Origin of the sequence: Burkholderia plantarii (assembly GCF_001411805.1) — a bacterium.
Classification (GTDB): domain Bacteria; phylum Pseudomonadota; class Gammaproteobacteria; order Burkholderiales; family Burkholderiaceae; genus Burkholderia; species Burkholderia plantarii.
Genome location: NZ_CP007212.1, coordinates 595,933 through 613,889 on the forward strand (window position 1 = coordinate 595,933; position 17,957 = coordinate 613,889).

A 17,957-nucleotide genomic window follows, 5' to 3' on the forward strand; every position below is an offset into this window, starting at 1 on the left:
GCATGGCGACCGATACCGGGGTGATCCACTATCTCGCGAGCGGCGATGCCGTCACGCATGCCGTCGCGTACCTGCTGCTCGCGATGTCGGTGGCGAGCTGGTGCTGCCTGCTGCTGAAGGCCTGGACGCTGGTGCGCGCGAAGCGGGCCGGCGCCGGCGCGATCGCCGCGTTCTGGCGGGCCGGTTCGTTCGACGAGGGGCTCGCCGCGCTGCGCGCCGCCGACCGCGAGCGCGTATTCGTGCCGCTCGCGGCCGCCGCCGACGCGGCGGTGCGGGAGGCCGCGGCCGGCATCGCGATGCTGGGCGCGCGCGTCGAACGCGACGAACGCGTGCTGCGGGCGGTGCGCGGGGCGATGCGCGGCTCGCAGCGGCGGCTCGAATTCGGGCTCGTGCTGCTCGCCTCGATCGCCAGCACGGCGCCGTTCGTCGGACTGCTCGGCACGGTCTGGGGCATCTACCACGCGCTCGGCAGCATCGCCGCGAGCGGCCAGGCGCAGATCGGCAGCGTGGCCGGCCCGGTCGGCGAGGCGCTGATCATGACCGCCTTCGGGCTGGTGGTCGCGATTCCGGCGGTGCTCGCCTACAACATGCTCGGCCGTCTCGTGCGGCAGCTCGTCGAGGATCTCGACGGCTTCGCGCGCGACCTGCACGCGTTCGCCGGCGGCGCGCCCGGGCGCGCCGAGCGGACCTGAGGCGCGCGCGATGGCATTCGGCGGACTCGATCCTCGCGAACCGGCCGCGCCGATGGCCGAGATCAACATGACGCCGTTGATCGACGTGATGCTGGTGCTGCTGGTGATCTTCATCATCACCGCGCCGCTGCTCACGCACGCGATCCGGCTCGACCTGCCGAAGGCCGCCGCGGCCCCCGCGCGCGAGCTGCCCGACACGATCACGCTGTCGATCGACGCCGACGGCCGGCTGTTCTGGGACGCCGCGCCCGTCAGCGAGGCGGCGCTGGCCGCACGGTTTCGCGCCGCGGCCGCGCGCGGCGGCGCGCCCGAGCTGCATCTGCGCGCGGCCGCCTCGGCGCGCTACGACACGATCGCGCGCGTGATGAGCGCCGCGCAGACGGCCGGGCTGACGCGGATCGGCTTCGTGACCGAGCCGGACGCGGGCGCGGCTGAAACGTCGCCCGCGCCGGGCGCCGGCGTCGCGCCGCCGCGGCCGGCGCAGGCGGCACCTCCCGGTTCCCAGGCGCCCGTGCCGATCGCGCCGGGCCGGTGAGCCAATGAGCCGGCCGTGGGCGGCCGCCGGCTTCGGCTTCACGCCGACGGGCTCGCGCGTCGAGGCCGGCGAATCCGTCGGCGAACCCGACATCCCGCCTTGTCCTTCATCGACCTGTCCCGCCGGTTCCCGCCATGTCCCGCCCAAGCCGCCTCGTCGCCGCTCGCGCCGCCACGACCGCGCGCCGCGCCCGATGGCCTGACGCGCCTGAGCGGACGGTATAATCGACCCTTTCCCCGCGATCCGGGGAGTGCGACCTTCGATCCACTCCAGCCCGCGCGCGCCGCGCCGGTGCCGACAGCCTAGCCGAACCACACCATGCAAGAACGATACGTACCCGCCGACGTCGAAGCCGCCGCCCAGCGCGACTGGCGCGATGCCGATGCCTACCTGACGAAGGAAGACTCGCAAAAGCCGAAGTTCTATTGCGTATCGATGCTGCCGTATCCGTCCGGCAAGCTGCACATGGGTCACGTGCGCAACTACACGATCAACGACGTGATGTACCGCTATCTGCGGATGAACGGCTACAACACGCTGATGCCGATGGGCTGGGACGCGTTCGGGATGCCGGCCGAGAACGCCGCGATGGCCAACGGCGCGCCGCCCGCGAAGTGGACCTACGACAACATCGCCTACATGAAGCGCCAGATGCAGGCGATGGGTCTCGCGATCGACTGGTCGCGCGAGGTTGCCACCTGCGATCCCGCCTACTACAAGTGGAACCAGTGGCTGTTCCTGAAGATGCTCGAGAAGGGCATCGCCTACAAGAAGACGGGCACCGTGAACTGGGATCCGGTCGACCAGACCGTGCTGGCCAACGAGCAGGTGATCGACGGGCGCGGCTGGCGCTCGGGCGCCGTGGTCGAGAAGCGCGAGATCCCGATGTACTACCTGCGCATCACCCAGTACGCCGACGAGCTGCTCGACGATCTCGAGGGCCTCGGCTGGCCCGAGCGCGTCAAGGTCATGCAGCAGAACTGGATCGGCAAGAGTTTCGGCGTGAACTTCGGCTTCCCGTATGAACTCGACGGCGAGCAGAAGCTGCTGCGCGTGTTCACGACGCGCGCCGACACCATCATGGGCGTGACGTTCTGCGCGGTCGCGGCCGAGCATCCGCTCGCCACGCGCCTGGCCGAAGGCCGCCCCGACCTGCTCGCGTTCATCGACGAATGCAAGCAGGGCGGCGTGGCCGAGGCCGACATGGCGACCATGGAGAAGAAGGGCATGGCCACCGGCTTCTCCGTCAGGCATCCGCTGACGGGCGAGCCGGTGCCGGTGTGGATCGGCAACTACGTGCTGATGAGCTACGGCGAAGGCGCCGTGATGGGCGTGCCGGCGCACGACGAGCGCGATTTCGCGTTCGCCGTCAAATATGCCCTGCCGATCCGGCAGGTGATCGCGGCCGAGGGCGAGACTTATTCGACCGACGCATGGCAGGAGTGGTACGGCGACAAGACGAAGAGCGTCTGCGTCAACAGCGGCAAGTACGACGGCCTCGGCCACGAAGCCGCGGTCGACGCGGTCGCGGCCGACCTGGCCGCCGGCGGCTTCGGCGACAAGCAGGTCACCTGGCGCCTGCGCGACTGGGGCGTGTCGCGCCAGCGCTACTGGGGCACGCCGATCCCGATCATCCACTGCCCGTCGTGCGGCGACGTGCCGGTGCCCGAGGCGGACCTGCCGGTGGTGCTGCCCGAGGATCTCGTGCCGGACGGCTCGGGCAATCCGCTCGCCAGGTCCGAGGCGTTCGTCAACTGCGCCTGCCCGAAGTGCGGCGCCGCCGCGAAGCGCGAAACCGACACGATGGACACCTTCGTCGATTCGTCGTGGTACTTCTCGCGCTACACGGCGCCCGACGCCACCACCATGGTGGACGCGCGCACCGACCACTGGATGCCGATGGACCAGTACATCGGCGGCATCGAGCACGCGATCCTGCACCTGCTCTATTCGCGTTTCTGGACCAAGGTGATGCGCGACCTCGGCCTCGTGAAGTTCGGCGAGCCGGCCAAGAACCTGCTCACGCAGGGCATGGTGCTCAACGAGACGTTCTACCGCGAGGACGCGGCCGGCAAGAAGACCTGGTTCAACCCGGCCGACGTGACCGTCACGCACGACGACAAGGGCCGTCCGGTCGGCGCCGTGCATAACGTCGACGGCCAGCCGGTGGTGCTCGGCGGCATCGAGAAGATGTCGAAGTCGAAGAACAACGGCGTCGATCCGCAGGTGCTGATCGACCAGCACGGCGCCGACACCGCGCGCCTGTTCACGATGTTCGCGGCGCCGCCCGAGCAGCAGCTCGAATGGTCGGGCGCCGGCGTGGAGGGGGCGAGCCGCTTCCTGCGCCGCGTCTGGGCGTTCGGCGCGGCCAACCGCGAGGCGCTCGCCGCGCGCGCCGGCTTCGACGCCGCGCAGCTCGACGAAGGTGCCAGGGCGCTGCGCCGCGAGATCCACGGCGTGCTGCGCCAGGCCGATTTCGACTATCAGCGCCTGCAGTACAACACCGTCGTGTCGGCGGCGATGAAGATGCTCAACGCGATCGAGGCGGCCAAGGCCGCGCCGGCCGGCGTGCTGCGCGAGACCTACGGCGTGCTGCTGCGCGTGCTGTACCCGGTGGTGCCGCACATCACGTTCTCGCTGTGGCAGGCGCTCGGCTATGCCGACGAATTCGGCACGCTGCTCGACGCGCCCTGGCCGAAGGTCGACGAGGCCGCGCTCGAACAGGCCGAGATCGAACTCGTGCTGCAGATCAACGGCAAGGTGCGCGGCGCGATCAAGGTCGCGAAGGACGCGGGCCGCGACGTGATCGAGGCGGCGGCGCTCGCCGACGAGAGTTTCGCGAAGTTCGGCGAGGGCAAGCCGGCGAAGAAGGTGATCGTCGTGCCGGGCCGTCTCGTCAACGTCGTGGTCTGACGCGCAGTAGAACCAGCAAGGAGCCAAGGTGATCCGCAGATCGTTCGTAATGGTGATGGGCAGCGCGCTGCTGCTGTCCGCGTGCGGTTTCCAGCTGCGCGGCACGCAGGACTATGCGTTCAAGCATCTGCTGATCGCGGGCGCGCCGCCGTTCGTCGAGGCGCGTCTGAAGCGCCTCGTCGAGGGCGGCAGCGACACCAAGATCGTCAAGACGCTCGACGAGGCCGACGCGGTGCTGCGCGTGGGCGAGTCGCGCGGCTCGAGCACGCTGACGCTCGACCAGTTCGGCACGGTCGAGGAGTACCAGCTCAACTACACGCTGAACTACACGCTGACGACCAGGGACGGCGCGCTGCTGATCGCGCCGAGCGTGATCTCGCTGAACCGCGCGATGACCTACAACGCGCAGTTCGTCCAGGCGAAGGCGCAGGAGTCCGACATCCTCTACGCGGACATGCAGAACGACGCGGTCGACCAACTCACGCGCCGGCTGTCGATCGTGCATACGCTGACGCCGGGGCCGAACGACGTGGCGCCGGGCGTCGCGCCGCGCGCGCCGCTGCCGCCGCCGCCGCTGTGAGCGCGCGGTTTCGGGCGCCGTCTTTCTTCGACTGCTGAGCATGCGAACCGATGCAATTGCGACTTGACGCGCTGGAGGCGCACCTCGCGAAGACGCTCGCGGGCCTCTACACCGTGTACGGCGACGAGCCGCTGCTCGCGCAGGAGGCGTGCGACCGGATTCGCGCCGCCGCGCGTGCGGGCGGTTTCACCGAGCGTTCGGTGTTCACCGTCGAGCGCAGCTTCGACTGGAGTTCGCTGCTCGGCGCGAGCCAGGCGATGTCGCTGTTCGGCGAGCGCCAACTGATCGAGCTGCGGATCCCGTCGGGCAAGCCCGGCAAGGACGGCGCCGACGCGCTGAAGACGCTGGCCGGCGCGGGCAACCCCGACGTGCTGATGCTCGTCACGCTGCCGCGGCTCGACGCGGCCACGCAGAAGTCGGCGTGGTTCACGGCGCTCGCCAACGGCGGCGTGGCGCTGAAGATCGATCCCGTCGATCGCGCCCAGCTGCCGAACTGGATCGGCCAGCGGCTCGCCGCGCAGGGCCAGCGCGTGGCCGCCGGCGAGGACGGCCGGCGCGCGCTGCAATTCATCGCCGAGCGCGTCGAGGGCAACCTGCTGGCCGCGCACCAGGAGATCCAGAAGCTCGGGCTGCTCTATCCGTCCGGCACGCTCGCGCTCGACCAGGTGCAGGACGCCGTGCTGAACGTCGCGCGCTACGACGTGTTCAAGCTCAACGAGGCGATGCTGGCGGGCGACGCGGGCCGGCTCGCGCGCATGATCGACGGCCTGAAGGGCGAGGGCGAGGCGCTCGTGCTGGTGCTGTGGGCCGTGGTCGAGGAACTGCGCACGCTGTTGCGCATCAAGCGCGGCGTCGCGGCCGGCAAGCCGCTCGCGGTGCTGGTCCGCGAAAATCGGGTCTGGGGGCCGCGCGAGCGGCTGATCGGTCCGGCGCTGTCGCGCGTCTCGGAGACTGTGCTCGAGACGGCGCTCGCGCTGGCCGCGAAGCTCGACCGCCAGGTGAAGGGGCTGTCCGGCATCGCGCCCGGGCTGCCGCGCGCCGACGAGCCGCCGCCCGACCCGTGGGACGGGCTGTTCCAGCTTGCCATGACGGTCGCCGGCGCGCAGGGCTCGCCGGCCGGCCAGCGAGCCGCGCCGGCTTCCGGCGCCGGCTCGCGCGGCGCCGCGGGAGCGCGTGCCGCCGCTGCCGCCGCTCCACCGCGCCGCCCGGCCTGAGCGCCGCGCGAGCGGCGCGGCCCATGCGGCCTGCGCGGCTCGCATGGCTTGTGCGGTGCTTGCCGCCGGCGTCAGCGGCCGCGGCACGGCGCGCATACAATCGATCACTCGCCGGCGCCCCGACCGGGCGCGGGCGGCAATTGCCAACGGCATCTGGCCGCGCCACGCGGCCGCCATTCCGGATTCGGGTTCACGATGGATATCGACCAGTACATGACCGACGTCGGCCGCCGCGCGCGGCAGGCCTCGCGCGCGATCGCGCGGGCCGACACGGCGGCGAAGAACGCCGCGCTCGCCGCGATCGCCACCGCGATCGAACGCGAGGCCGACGCGCTCAAGGCCGCTAACGCGCGCGACGTCGAGCGAGCGCGCGCGAAGGGCCAGGACGCCGCGTTCGTCGACCGCCTGACGCTGTCCGACAAGGCGCTGAAGACGATGGTGGACGGCCTGCGGCAGGTCGCGGCGCTGGCCGATCCGATCGGCGAGATCTCGAACCTGAAGTTCCGCCCGAGCGGCATCCAGGTCGGCCAGATGCGCGTGCCGCTCGGCGTGATCGGCATCATCTACGAATCGCGGCCGAACGTGACGATCGACGCGGCGGCGCTGTGCCTGAAGTCCGGCAACGCGACGATCCTGCGCGGCGGCTCCGAGGCGCTTGAATCGAACACCGCGCTGGCGCGGCTGATCGGCGAGGGGCTCGCGGCGGCGGGGCTGCCGGCCGACGCCGTGCAGGTGGTCGGGACCGCCGATCGCGCGGCCGTCGGCAAGCTGATCACGATGACCGAATACGTCGACGTGATCGTGCCGCGCGGCGGCAAGAGCCTGATCGCGCGGCTGATCGAGGAGGCGCGCGTGCCGATGATCAAGCATCTCGACGGGATCTGCCACGTGTACGTCGACGATCGCGCCGACCTGGCGAAGGCGCTGACCGTCTGCGACAACGCCAAGACCCATCGCTACGGCACCTGCAACACGATGGAAACGCTGCTCGTCGCGCGCGGCATCGCGCCGGCGGTGCTGCCGCAGCTGGGGCGCCTCTATCGCGACAAGTCGGTCGAGCTGCGCGTGGACGCGGCCGCGAAGGCCGTGCTGGCGGCGGCCGGGGTCGGCCCGCTGGTGGACGCGACCGAGGAGGACTGGCGCACCGAATATCTGGCGCCGGTGCTCGCGATCAAGCTGGTGGACGGGCTCGACGCCGCGATCGAGCACATCAACACGTATGGCTCGGCGCACACCGACGCGATCGTCACCGAGGACCACGACCGCGCCATGCGCTTCCTGCGCGAGGTCGATTCGGCCAGCGTGATGGTGAACGCCTCGACGCGCTTCGCGGACGGTTTCGAATACGGCCTCGGCGCCGAGATCGGCATCTCGAACGACAAGCTGCACGCGCGCGGGCCGGTCGGGCTCGAGGGGCTGACCTCGCTGAAGTACGTCGTGCTCGGGCATGGCGAAGGGCGGCAGTAACACGACATCAAAGGGAACCGGAATGCTGACGAAACTGCGTGTGAAGGGGTTCAAGAGCCTCAACGACATCTCGGTCGATTTCGGGCCCTTCACCTGTATCGCCGGCGCGAACGGGGCGGGCAAGTCGAACCTGTTCGACGCGATCATGTTCCTGCGGGATCTGGCGGACATGCCGATCATCGCGGCGGCGCATCAGGTGCGCGACCGTGGCGGCAGGCGTTCCGGCTCGGTCGGCTCGATCTTCACGCGGCACAAGGGCGGGGCCGCCTCGCGGATGGAGTTGGAGGCCGAGTTTCTCGTCTCAAGCGAGGTCATCGACGACTTCAATCGACGTGGTGAGCCGCACGCCACGCACCTGCGGTATCGCCTCGTGCTCGAATACCTGCTCGACGAGCGCTCGGGCAGCGAGCGCATTGGTCTGTGCGAGGAGTCGCTGACCTACATCCCCAAAAGCGAGTTCAGAAAGAGCCTGTTCCCGCACAGCCTCTGGTTCTGGGAGTCGGTCAAGGGTGGGGTGAAGACGAGTCCGTTCATCTCCACCACGATCGAGCCTCATGACGGCAGCACCACGATCAATATCCACCAGGACAGCGGCAATTCGCGCGGGCGTCCGGAAAGCATTCCCGCGAGCGGCATGGAGCGAAGCGCATTGAGCAGCGTGAACACCATCGACCGGCCGACCGCGTTGGCGGCGCGCCGTGAAATGCAGTCGTGGGCGCTGCTGCAGCTCGAACCGTCGGCATTGCGGCAGCCCGACGATTTCTCGACGCCCTCCGATATTCATGTGGCACCGTCGGGTGCGCATATGCCGGCGACGCTGCGCCGCCTGAATCGCGATGCCGAGGTGGCCAACCGGCTGGCCGAGCTGATCCCCGACGTGGCGGAACTGGGTGTCGAAGTCGACGAGGCACGGCAGTTGAAAACCCTGCATCTGACCAATCGCGATGGCATTCGCTACCCGGCCAAGGCCCTTTCGGACGGGACGCTGCGGTTTCTCGCATTGGCGATCATCCATGCGGACTTCGAGTCCGGCGGCGTGATCTGTCTGGAGGAGCCTGAGAACGGCATTCACCCGTCACGGATCGAGGCGATGGCGAAGCTGCTGCGCGACATGGCGGTCGATCCGAAATGGCGTGTCGATGAAGGTAATCCACTGCGACAGGTCATTATCAACACGCATTCGCCGTCGCTGGTGAGGAAGCTGAAACCGGAGGATCTGGTGGTGTGCCGTCAGCGGCGTCAGGGCGGAGCCCCCTTCAGCGCGTTCGAGTTTCTCGCCGATACGTGGCGCAGCCGCATTTCCAGCGAACCTCCGACCTCGCTTGGGGCGCTAATGGCCTATCTCGACAAGGATGAAGCCATGAAGGACGAGCAGGAGCCGACCATGGGCGTCTTGTTGGAAAAGCAATACGAATTGTTCAACTGAACGGTGCCGCCGACATGTTCATCCGGTACACCTTGCTTGCCGATGGTACGTCCGATGGCGTCCTGCTGCCCATCATCCGTTGGACGGTCGAATCGAATTTCCCCGACCTCGAACTGGCTGGCGAATGGGCCGGCGACGGCATTCCGGCGGCGAGAAGCGGCTTGCTCAAGCGCGTGAGCGCCGCTGTGGAACTCTACACATGCGATGTCCTGTTCGTCCATCGCGACGCGGAGCGGGACGGCTACGCGCTACGCCGCCAGCAGCTCGAAGGTGAACTGGCGGGGATCGCGCAGACCTGGATTCCCGTGATCCCGGTGCGCATGAGCGAAGCGTGGCTGCTCGGCAACCCGCGGGCGATCCGGAGCGCCGCAGGCAATCCCAACGGCGACGCGAAATTGGAGTTGCCGGCGAAGCGCCAGTGGGAGAGCCGTCCCGATCCGAAAGCGGACCTGTTCGCGTCGCTGCACGCTGCCGCCAACCTGCCGAAGCGGCGGACCATCAACAAAGGTCGATGCCGACTGCGCGTGGCCGAACTCACCACCGATTATTCTCACCTGCGCGGCCTGCCGTCGTTCGATGCCTTCGAGGCCGACGTCGTCCGCGTGTTCAACGACATCAAGGCCAAGGCATGACGTATCTCTGGGTCAAGACTTTCCACATCGTGCTGATCGCCGCGTGGTTCGCGGGGCTGTTCTACCTGCCGCGCATCTACGTGAACCTCGCGATGGAGAGCGATCCCGGCGCGGTGCGCCGGCTGCTCGCGATGGCGCGCAAGCTGTTCCGCTTCATGAGCTTCATCGCCGTGCCGGCGCTCGCCTGCGGGCTCTGGCTCTGGCTCGTCGCCGGCGTCGGGCGGGGGCAGGGGTGGATTCACGCGAAGCTGACGATCGTCGTGCTGCTGATCGTCTATCACGTCTACTGCGGGCATCTGCTGCGCGTGTTCGAGCGCGGCGAGAACCGCCGCTCCGATCGCTGGTATCGCTTCTTCAACGAACTGCCGGTGCTCGGCATGCTCGGCGCCGTCGCGCTGGCCGTGATCAAGCCGTTCTGAGGTAGGTTTCGCGCCGCTGCGCGGCATCGCCGATTGGTTGACTTGTTGATTCGAGGTTCGCGCCGGGGGCTGCCGGCGCGAACCGGCCTCCGCATGGGCCGGCGAGCCTTGCACGCGCTTTGCGCCGATTCACGGCGTCGACCCGGGCCACGATGGCCGCGCCATCCTCAACGCCACCGCTCCACCTCCTCATCACGCATCGCGGCCATCATTGTCGCCGGCCGCTCACGTCTGCGTTTCCGCTCCCTTCTCGTCGCGCGCGCCCTTGCGCTCGGCGCCCTTGCCGTCCGGCTCGATGCGCCGCCGCGTGATCGCGGCCTTCGCGCGGCCGAGCCGGTCGACGAGTTCCGGCCCGCGCTGCAGCGCGACGCCGACCGCGAGGATGTCGCCGATCGCCAGATGCGACATGCGCGAGGTCATCGGCGAGAACACGTCGGTCTCCTCGGCGATGTTCGAGGCGAGGTTGACGGAGGCCAGCTGCGCGAGCGGCGAGTGGCTGTGCGTGATCGACACCACCTTCGCGCCGCAGGCGAGCGCCGATTTCGCGGCATCGACGATGTCGCGCGTGCGCCCCGTGTTCGAGATCGCCACCACCACGTCCTGCGCGCCGAGCAGCGCGGCCGACATGCTGAACGTGTGCGGGTCGGAGTAGGCCACGCTCGGCACGCCGAGCCGGAAGAACTTGTGCTGGATGTCCTGCGCGGCGATGCCGGAGCCGCCCGCGCCGTAGAACTCGATGCGCGAGGCGCGCGCGAGCAGCGCGATGGCCTCGGCCACGCTGCCGGCCGACAGGCTGTTGCGCACCTCGATCAGCGCGCCGATGGTGCGGTCGAACACCTTGCCGATGATGCCGGGCGCGGGCTCGTCGGGCTCGACGTCGCGATAGACCGACGGCACGCCCGGCGCCACGCTCTGCGCGAGCCGGATCTTGAACTCGCGAAAGCCGCTGCAGCCGAGCGCGTGGCAGAACCGCGCGATGGTGGGCTGGCTCACGCCGGCGCGCGCGGCGAGATCGGTCATCGACAGGTCGAGGATCTCGCGCGGCGCGGCCAGCACGTGGTCGGCGAGCTTGCGCTCGGAAGGGCGTAGCTGCGCGCGCAGCGCTTCGATTCGGGGCAGCATCGGCGGCTCGTTTCGGAAATGACGGATTGTAGTCTTGCGGAAGTATTGTAGAAAAACTACAAGAAATCTACAGGAGAAATACTCATTCGAATTGTCTGATATCAGGGTTTTTACTGATCGCATCGCCAGATGCAGCAAGCTTTATGTGAATGTTGCCCTTGGGGATGCTGCAACGCAGGATTGCGAATATGTAGTTTTTCTACTAGACTTTGCCGCGTTTGGTCGGCAAGCCGACCAGCCCCGTGATTCCAGCCGCCGGCACCGCCCGGCATCAGAGGAGCCGCCCAGCATGGCCTCGCCGCATCCCACTCTCGTGAAGGTGACCGAGCGCGTGATCGCGCGCAGCCGTCCGACCCGCACCGCCTATCTCGACCGTATCGCCGCCGCGCAGGGCCGCTTCCCGGCGCGCGGCGCGCTGTCGTGCGCGAACCTCGCGCACGGTTTCGCCGGCCTCGAAGGCAACGACAAGTTCGTGATCAAGTCGATCCGCGAGCCGAACATCGGCATCGTCTCGTCGTACAACGAGATGCTGTCGGCGCACGCGCCCTACGTCTCGTATCCCGACATCATCAAGGCGGCCGCGCGCGAGAACGGCGGCGTGGCGCAATTCGCGGGCGGCGTGCCGGCGATGTGCGACGGCGTCACGCAGGGCAACCCGGGCATGGAACTGTCGCTGTTCTCGCGCGAGACGATCGCGATGAGCACGGCGATCGCGCTGACCCACAACATGTTCGACGCCGCGCTCTGCCTCGGCATATGCGACAAGATCGTGCCGGGCCTCTTGATCGGCGCGCTGCAGTTCGGCCACCTGCCGACCATCTTCGTGCCGGCCGGCCCGATGACGAGCGGCCTGTCGAACGACGACAAGGCGAAGATCCGCCAGCAGTTCGCCACCGGCCAGGTCGGCCGCGACGCGCTGCTCGAGGCCGAATCGGCCGCCTATCACGGCCACGGCACCTGCACGTTCTACGGCACCGCGAACAGCAACCAGATGCTGATGGAAGTGATGGGCCTGCACCTGCCCGGCTCGGCGTTCGTGCATCCGCACACGCCGCTGCGCGACGCGCTGACGGCCGCCGCGGCACGCCGCGTGCTCGACCTGACGGTCGAGCGCGGCAGCTACACGCCGATCGGCCACGTGGTGGACGAGAAAGCCGTGATCAACGGCATCGTCGCGCTGCTCGCCACCGGCGGCTCGACCAACCACACCATGCACCTCGTCGCGATCGCGCGCGCGGCCGGCATCCTGATCGACTGGGACGATTTCGACGCGCTGTCGGCGATCGTGCCGCTGCTCGCGAAGATCTATCCGAACGGCAAGGCCGACGTGAACCACTTCCACGCGGCGGGCGGCGTGGCGTTCCTGGTGCGCAACCTGCTGGAAGGCGGCCTGCTGCACGAGGATGTGACGACGGTGGCGGGCCGCGGCCTGTCGCACTACACGCACGAGCCGAAGCTGATCGACGGCAAGCTCGAATGGGTGCCGGGCGTGGCCGCCAGCCAGGACCCGAAGGTGCTGCGCCCGATCGCCGAGCCGTTCGCGCCGGACGGCGGCCTGCGTCTGATGCAGGGGCGCCTCGGCCGCGGCGTGATCAAGATCTCGGCGGTCGCGCCGGAGCACCGCAAGGTGGTGGCGCCGGCCATCGTGTTCGATTCGCAGGAGGCCGTGCAGGCTGCGTTCGACGCGGGCGAACTGAAGCGCGACTTCGTCGCCGTGGTGCGGTTCCAGGGCGCGCGCGCCAACGGCATGCCCGAGCTGCACCGTTTGACGCCGCTGCTCGGCGTGCTGCAGGATCAGGGTTTCCATGTCGCGCTGGTCACCGACGGCCGCATGTCGGGCGCGTCGGGCAAGGTGCCGGCGGTGATCCACGTCTCGCCGGAAGCGCTGCTCGACGGGCCGCTCGCGAAGGTGCGCAGCGGCGACACGATCGTGATCGACGCTCAGGCCGGCGTGCTCGACGTCGAGGTCGACGCGAACGAATGGGCCGCGCGCGAGCTGGCGCGCCCCACGCATCAGGCCGACAACGAGGTCGGCTTCGGCCGTGAACTGTTCGGCGTGTTCCGCGCGGCGGCGATGCCGGCCGAGGCGGGCGCCTCGGTGTTCGGCGCGCTGGTCGGCGAGACCATGGAGAGTGCGCAGGTCGCGCAGGCCGGCGCGACGATCGCGCACTGAGCCGCCTCAGGCTGAATGGCATTGAACCGAATCGGGTCGAGCGCGCCGCGCGGCGAATCCGCCGGGGCCGGCCCGGCCCACGCATCGAATCACAGGAGAAGCAGCAGATGAAGACGATCCACGACATCGTGAAACTCGGCCCGGTGATTCCGGTGCTGGCGTTCGAGACGGTCGAGCAGGGCGAGCATGTGTCGCGCGCGCTGCACGCGGGCGGCGTGAAGGTGCTGGAAATCACGCTGCGCACCGAGGCGGGCCTGAAGGCGATCGAGCGCGCGAGCCAGCTCGCCGACGACATCGTGGTCGGCGTCGGCACGATCACGAAGCCCGAGCACTGCGCGCTCGCGAAGAAGGCCGGCGCGCAGTTCGGCGTGTCGCCGGGCCTCACGAAGGCCATGCATCAGGCATCGCTCGACGCCGGCCTGCCGCTGCTGCCCGGCGTGATGACGCCGACCGACATCATCACGGCGCTCGAACTCGGCTACGAGGTGGTGAAGTTCTTCCCGGCGCAGCAGGCGGGCGGCATCCCGATGCTGCAGGCGTTCCACGGCCCGTTCCCGACGCTGAAGTTCTGCCCGACGGGCGGGATCAGCGCGCAGACGGCGCCCGATTTCCTGAAGCAGCCGAACGTGGTCTGCGTGGGCGGTTCGTGGCTGACGCCGAAGGCCGCGCTCGCGGCGCAGGACTGGGCCGAGGTCACGCGGCTCGCGCAGGCCGCGAGCCAACTGGTTCGCTGAATGGATTCGCCGGGTTGGCTTGCCGAATTGGCTCCCATCGGCGCCGGGTCGGCACGCTGAATCGCTTCATGGGGTGGTGTGCCCGCCGGCGCGCGGCTTGCCGGCCGTCGATCGGCAGATGTCGACGCTAATTCTCGTGCCGATGCCGGCCGGCGGGATCGATGGTTGCATCCGCATCCGCCGGCGCCACGCGTGCCACGCTCGCCAGGCCGTCGCAGCCTGCATCCCGCATCGGGCCGACCTGCCTCGGCTGCCGCTGCCACCACCGGCTCCGCGTCCATCCGCGTGCCGCCGCACCTCCGTGACGCAGCCGCGCGCCCACCGTGCCGCTGACGTCGCTCGCGGCGAATTTTCCCCGTCTCCCCTATAGTGACCAGCGCGCATGCGGGCCGGCCGGCCGGCATGCCCGATTCGTCAGACTTGTCGCCGATTGCTAGGGGTTTGTGCGAATGGAACCGGTTCTATCGCGCATGGCTAAACGAAAGTAGAATTCAGCGTCCCGCCGGGCGCGCTTCGCGGCGCCGCGCGGGCATCAGAGAATACCGGGCGCCGCAGGCTCGCCGGCCCGGTTCCAACAATCGAAGGAGGAGAAGTTCCATGGGGGCAGTACAGGGCAGCATGCTGCTGGTGTGCGCGCTGATCGCGATCGTGTTGCTGATCGTGCTGATCGCGCGCTACAAGATTTATCCGTTCCTCGTGCTGATCATCGTCTCGCTCGGCCTTGGCCTGGTGGTCGGCATGCCGATGGACAAGATCGTCAAGTCGTTCGAGACCGGCAACGGCAACACGCTCGGCCACATCGCGATCGTGGTCGGCCTCGGTACGATGCTAGGCAAGATGATGGCCGAGTCGGGCGGCGCGGAACGCATCGCCACCACCATGATCGGCTGGTTCGGCGAGAAGAACATCCATTGGGCGATGCTGTTCGTCGCGATGATCATCGGCCTGCCGGTGTTCTTCGAGGTCGGCTTCGTGCTGCTGATCCCGATCGCGTTCAACGTCGCCAAGCGCACCGGCAAGTCGCTGCTGCTGATCGGCTTGCCGATGGTGGCGGGCCTGTCCGTCGTGCATGGCCTGATTCCGCCGCACCCGGCCGCGCTGCTGGCCGTGCAGGCGTTCGGCGCCGACATCGGCAAGACGATCGCCTACGGCCTGATCGTCGGCATTCCGACCGCTATCATCGCCGGGCCGCTGTTCGCGCTGGTGATCCACAAGTACGTGAAGCTGCCGGAGAACAACCCGCTCGCCTCGCAGTTCGTCGATTCGGGCGACCAGGCGCGCCATGACCGCGAGTTGCCGGGCTTCGGCATCACGCTGTTCACGATCCTGCTGCCGGTGGTGCTGATGCTGATCGGCAGCTGGGCCGACCTGCTGTTCGCGCCGAAGACGCTGCCGAACAACCTGCTGCGCTTCGCCGGCACCTCCGACGTCGCGCTGCTGATCGCGGTGCTGGTCAGCTTCTGGACCTTCGGCGCGAAGCAGGGCTTCAACCGCGAGCAGATCCAGAAGTTCTGCGGCGAGTGTCTCGCGCCGATCGCCGGCATCACGCTGATCGTCGGCGCGGGCGGCGGCTTCGGCGGCGTGCTGCGCGACAGCGGGATCTCGCAGCAGATCGTGGCCACGGCCACCCAGGCGCACCTGTCGCCGCTGCTGCTCGGCTGGTTCGCCGCCGCGCTGATCCGGCTCGCGACGGGCTCGGCGACGGTCGCCATGACCACCGCCTGCGGCATCGTCGCGCCGATCGCGGCCGCGGCCGGCGGCTCGGTCAAGCCCGAGCTGCTGGTGCTCGCCACCGGCTCCGGCTCGCTGATCTTTTCGCACGTGAACGACGGCGGATTCTGGCTGATCAAGGAATACTTCGGGATGACGGTCGGCCAGACTTTCAAGACCTGGACGGCGCTCGAGACGCTGATCTCGCTGCTCGGGCTCGCGTTCACGATGGTGCTCGCCACCGTTCTGTAAGAAGCAAGGGGTAGTCAATGATTTTGATCGCAATGGGCGTCTCGGGCGCCGGCAAGACGCGCATCGGCGAACTGCTGGCGGAGCGCCTCGGATGCACGTTCACCGATGGCGACGCGTTCCACAGCGCCGGCAACAAGGAAAAGATGCATCACGGCATTCCGCTCACCGACGACGACCGCTGGCCGTGGCTGAAGGCGATCCGCGCGGCGATCGAGGCGAAGCAGCGCGCGGGCGAGACGGCGGTGTTCACCTGCTCGTCGCTGAAGCGCTCGTATCGCGACGTGCTGCGCGGCGGCGACGCCGACGTGCGCTTCGTCTACCTGCAGGGCACGATGGAAGTGCTGAGCGAGCGGCTCAAGACGCGCACCGGCCACTTCTTCGATCCGTCGCTGCTGCAGAGCCAGCTCGACACGCTCGAGGTGCCGGGCGACGACGAGGCGGTCGAGGTCAGCATCGAGCAGACGCCCGAGCAGATGGTCGACGAGGTGCTGAAGAAGCTCGGCCTCGCCTCGAAGGCCTGACGGCCGCATTGCGATCACGCGGGCCGGCGCTGCCGGCGCCCGGCTCGCGCCATGAAAAAGGCGCCCGGCGGCGAATGCCCCGGGCGCCTTCGTTTTGCGTGCCGCGCGGCGGCACGCCGTCATGCATGCGTTACGCGATCCGCTTCGCGAGTTCGGCCGCCTTGCCGATGTACGAGGCCGGCGTCATCGCGAGCAGCAGGTCCTTCGCGTCCTGCGGGATCGCGAGGCCGCCCACGAACTGCTGCAGCGCCTCGCGCGTGATGCCCTTGCCGCGCGTGAGTTCCTTCAGCTGTTCGTAGGGGTTCTCGATGCCGTAGCGGCGCATCACGGTCTGCACCGGCTCGGCCAGCACTTCCCAGCAGTTGTCGAGATCCTCGTTCAGGCGCGCCGGGTTTACCTCGAGCTTGTCGAGGCCGCGCGTGAGCGATTCGTAGGCGAGCAGCGAGTAACCGAACGCCACGCCGATGTTGCGCAGCACCGTGGAGTCGGTCAGGTCGCGCTGCCAGCGCGACACCGGCAGCTTCTCGGAAAGATGGCGCAGCGTGGCGTTGGCCAGGCCGAGGTTGCCTTCCGAGTTCTCGAAGTCGATCGGGTTGACCTTGTGCGGCATGGTCGACGAGCCGATCTCGCCGGCCTTGGTCTTCTGCTTGAAGTAGCCGAGCGCGATGTAGCCCCAGACGTCGCGGTCGAGGTCGAGCAGGATCGTGTTGGCGCGCGCCACGGCGTCGAACAGCTCGGCCATGTAGTCGTGCGGCTCGATCTGGATCGTGTACGGATTGAACGCGAGCTTCAGGCGGTTCTCGACCACGTCCTTCGAGAACGCTTCCCAGTCGAACGCCGGATACGCCGACAGGTGCGCGTTGAAGTTGCCGACCGCGCCGTTCATCTTGCCGAGCAGCTCGACCTTCGTGATGCGCTCGATGGCGCGCGCGAGACGCGCCGCGACGTTGGCGATTTCCTTGCCGAGCGTAGTCGGGCTGGCCGGCTGGCCGTGCGTGCGCGACAGCATCGGCTGGTCGGCCTGCGCGTGCGCGAGCGCGACGAGCCGCTGCTGCACGCTGCGCAGCGCCGGCACGATCACCTTGTCGCGCGCGCCGGCCAGCATCATGCCGTGCGAGGTGTTGTTGATGTCTTCCGACGTGCAGGCGAAGTGGATGAATTCGCTCGCGGCCTCGAGTTCCGGCTGGCCTTTCACCGATTCCTTGAGCCAGTATTCGACGGCCTTCACGTCGTGGTTCGTCACGCGCTCGATGTCCTTGATGCGCGCCGCGTCGTGCGCGGTGAAGCGCTCGACCAGCTGCAGCAGGAACTGCTCGGAGGCGTCCGAGAAGCGCGGCACTTCGGCGAAGCCGGCGCGCGACAGCGCGATCAGCCAATGGACCTCGACCGTCACGCGGTGGCGCATGAACGCGGCCTCGGAGAGCCACTCGCGCAGCGCTTCGGTCTTGCTCGCGTAGCGGCCGTCGAGCGGCGAGAGCGCGGTGAGGGCGAAAAGGGTGTCGGGGCGGGTGTCGGACATGATGGGGCGGCCGGTTCGGGCGTGAAGAGAGTCAACCCGGAATTTTAC

15 protein-coding genes are annotated in these 17,957 nt (G+C 68.7%); 13 read left to right on the top strand and 2 right to left on the bottom strand.

Annotation, left to right across the window (positions count from 1 at the left end; all coding sequences use genetic code 11):
* Positions 1-2: 2 nt before the first annotated feature.
* The 9 genes from bpln_RS02650 to bpln_RS02690 all read left to right on the top strand — a co-directional run bounded on the left by bpln_RS02650 (position 3) and on the right by bpln_RS02690 (position 9,878).
* Positions 3-692, top strand: coding sequence for a MotA/TolQ/ExbB proton channel family protein (locus tag bpln_RS02650; protein ID WP_055138019.1), 690 nt, complete (start codon positions 3-5; stop codon positions 690-692).
* Positions 693-702: 10 nt separating this feature from the next.
* Positions 703-1,227, top strand: a complete 525-nt coding sequence (locus bpln_RS02655) for an ExbD/TolR family protein (RefSeq protein ID WP_055138020.1) — start codon at positions 703-705, stop codon at positions 1,225-1,227.
* A 318-nt stretch (positions 1,228-1,545) separates the two neighbouring features.
* Complete coding sequence (gene leuS / locus bpln_RS02660) at positions 1,546-4,140, top strand: leucine--tRNA ligase (RefSeq protein ID WP_055138021.1); 2,595 nt, start codon at positions 1,546-1,548, stop codon at positions 4,138-4,140.
* A 28-nt stretch (positions 4,141-4,168) separates the two neighbouring features.
* Entirely contained in the window at positions 4,169-4,720 is a 552-nt protein-coding gene (locus bpln_RS02665) for an LPS-assembly lipoprotein LptE (protein ID WP_042623847.1), read from the top strand.
* Positions 4,721-4,770: 50 nt separating this feature from the next.
* Entirely contained in the window at positions 4,771-5,934 is a 1,164-nt protein-coding gene (gene holA, locus bpln_RS02670) for a DNA polymerase III subunit delta (RefSeq protein ID WP_055138022.1), read from the top strand.
* A 195-nt stretch (positions 5,935-6,129) separates the two neighbouring features.
* Positions 6,130-7,401, top strand: coding sequence for a glutamate-5-semialdehyde dehydrogenase (locus bpln_RS02675; RefSeq protein WP_055138023.1), 1,272 nt, complete (start codon positions 6,130-6,132; stop codon positions 7,399-7,401).
* A 22-nt stretch (positions 7,402-7,423) separates the two neighbouring features.
* On the top strand, positions 7,424-8,827 hold the full coding sequence (locus bpln_RS02680) for an AAA family ATPase (protein ID WP_055138024.1): 1,404 nt from the start codon (positions 7,424-7,426) through the stop codon (positions 8,825-8,827).
* A 14-nt stretch (positions 8,828-8,841) separates the two neighbouring features.
* Entirely contained in the window at positions 8,842-9,459 is a 618-nt protein-coding gene (locus bpln_RS02685; RefSeq protein ID WP_055138025.1) for a hypothetical protein, read from the top strand.
* A complete protein-coding gene (locus tag bpln_RS02690; protein WP_042623851.1) occupies positions 9,456-9,878 on the top strand; it encodes a CopD family protein in 423 nt (140 codons plus the stop codon). The genes bpln_RS02685 and bpln_RS02690 overlap by 4 nt, the downstream gene beginning before the upstream one ends.
* A gap of 225 nt (positions 9,879-10,103) precedes the next feature.
* Here bpln_RS02690 and bpln_RS02695 read toward each other — a convergent pair whose 3' ends face one another.
* Positions 10,104-11,000, bottom strand: coding sequence for a MurR/RpiR family transcriptional regulator (locus bpln_RS02695; RefSeq protein WP_042623852.1), 897 nt, complete (start codon positions 10,998-11,000; stop codon positions 10,104-10,106).
* A gap of 289 nt (positions 11,001-11,289) precedes the next feature.
* Here bpln_RS02695 and edd point away from each other — a divergent pair, with 289 nt between their 5' ends.
* The 4 genes from edd (at position 11,290) to bpln_RS02715 (ending at position 16,390) form a co-directional block, all read left to right on the top strand.
* Positions 11,290-13,173, top strand: a complete 1,884-nt coding sequence (gene edd / locus bpln_RS02700) for a phosphogluconate dehydratase (protein ID WP_055138026.1) — start codon at positions 11,290-11,292, stop codon at positions 13,171-13,173.
* Between the two features lie 107 nt (positions 13,174-13,280).
* Positions 13,281-13,907, top strand: coding sequence for a bifunctional 4-hydroxy-2-oxoglutarate aldolase/2-dehydro-3-deoxy-phosphogluconate aldolase (eda, locus tag bpln_RS02705; protein ID WP_042623854.1), 627 nt, complete (start codon positions 13,281-13,283; stop codon positions 13,905-13,907).
* Between the two features lie 597 nt (positions 13,908-14,504).
* On the top strand, positions 14,505-15,869 hold the full coding sequence (locus tag bpln_RS02710; protein WP_042623855.1) for a GntT/GntP/DsdX family permease: 1,365 nt from the start codon (positions 14,505-14,507) through the stop codon (positions 15,867-15,869).
* 17 nt (positions 15,870-15,886) lie between these two features.
* Positions 15,887-16,390, top strand: a complete 504-nt coding sequence (locus bpln_RS02715; RefSeq protein WP_055138027.1) for a gluconokinase — start codon at positions 15,887-15,889, stop codon at positions 16,388-16,390.
* 130 nt (positions 16,391-16,520) lie between these two features.
* Here the strand turns inward: bpln_RS02715 and purB are convergent, their stop codons facing one another.
* Positions 16,521-17,909, bottom strand: a complete 1,389-nt coding sequence (gene purB / locus bpln_RS02720) for an adenylosuccinate lyase (RefSeq protein ID WP_055138028.1) — start codon at positions 17,907-17,909, stop codon at positions 16,521-16,523.
* Positions 17,910-17,957: the final 48 nt, after the last annotated feature.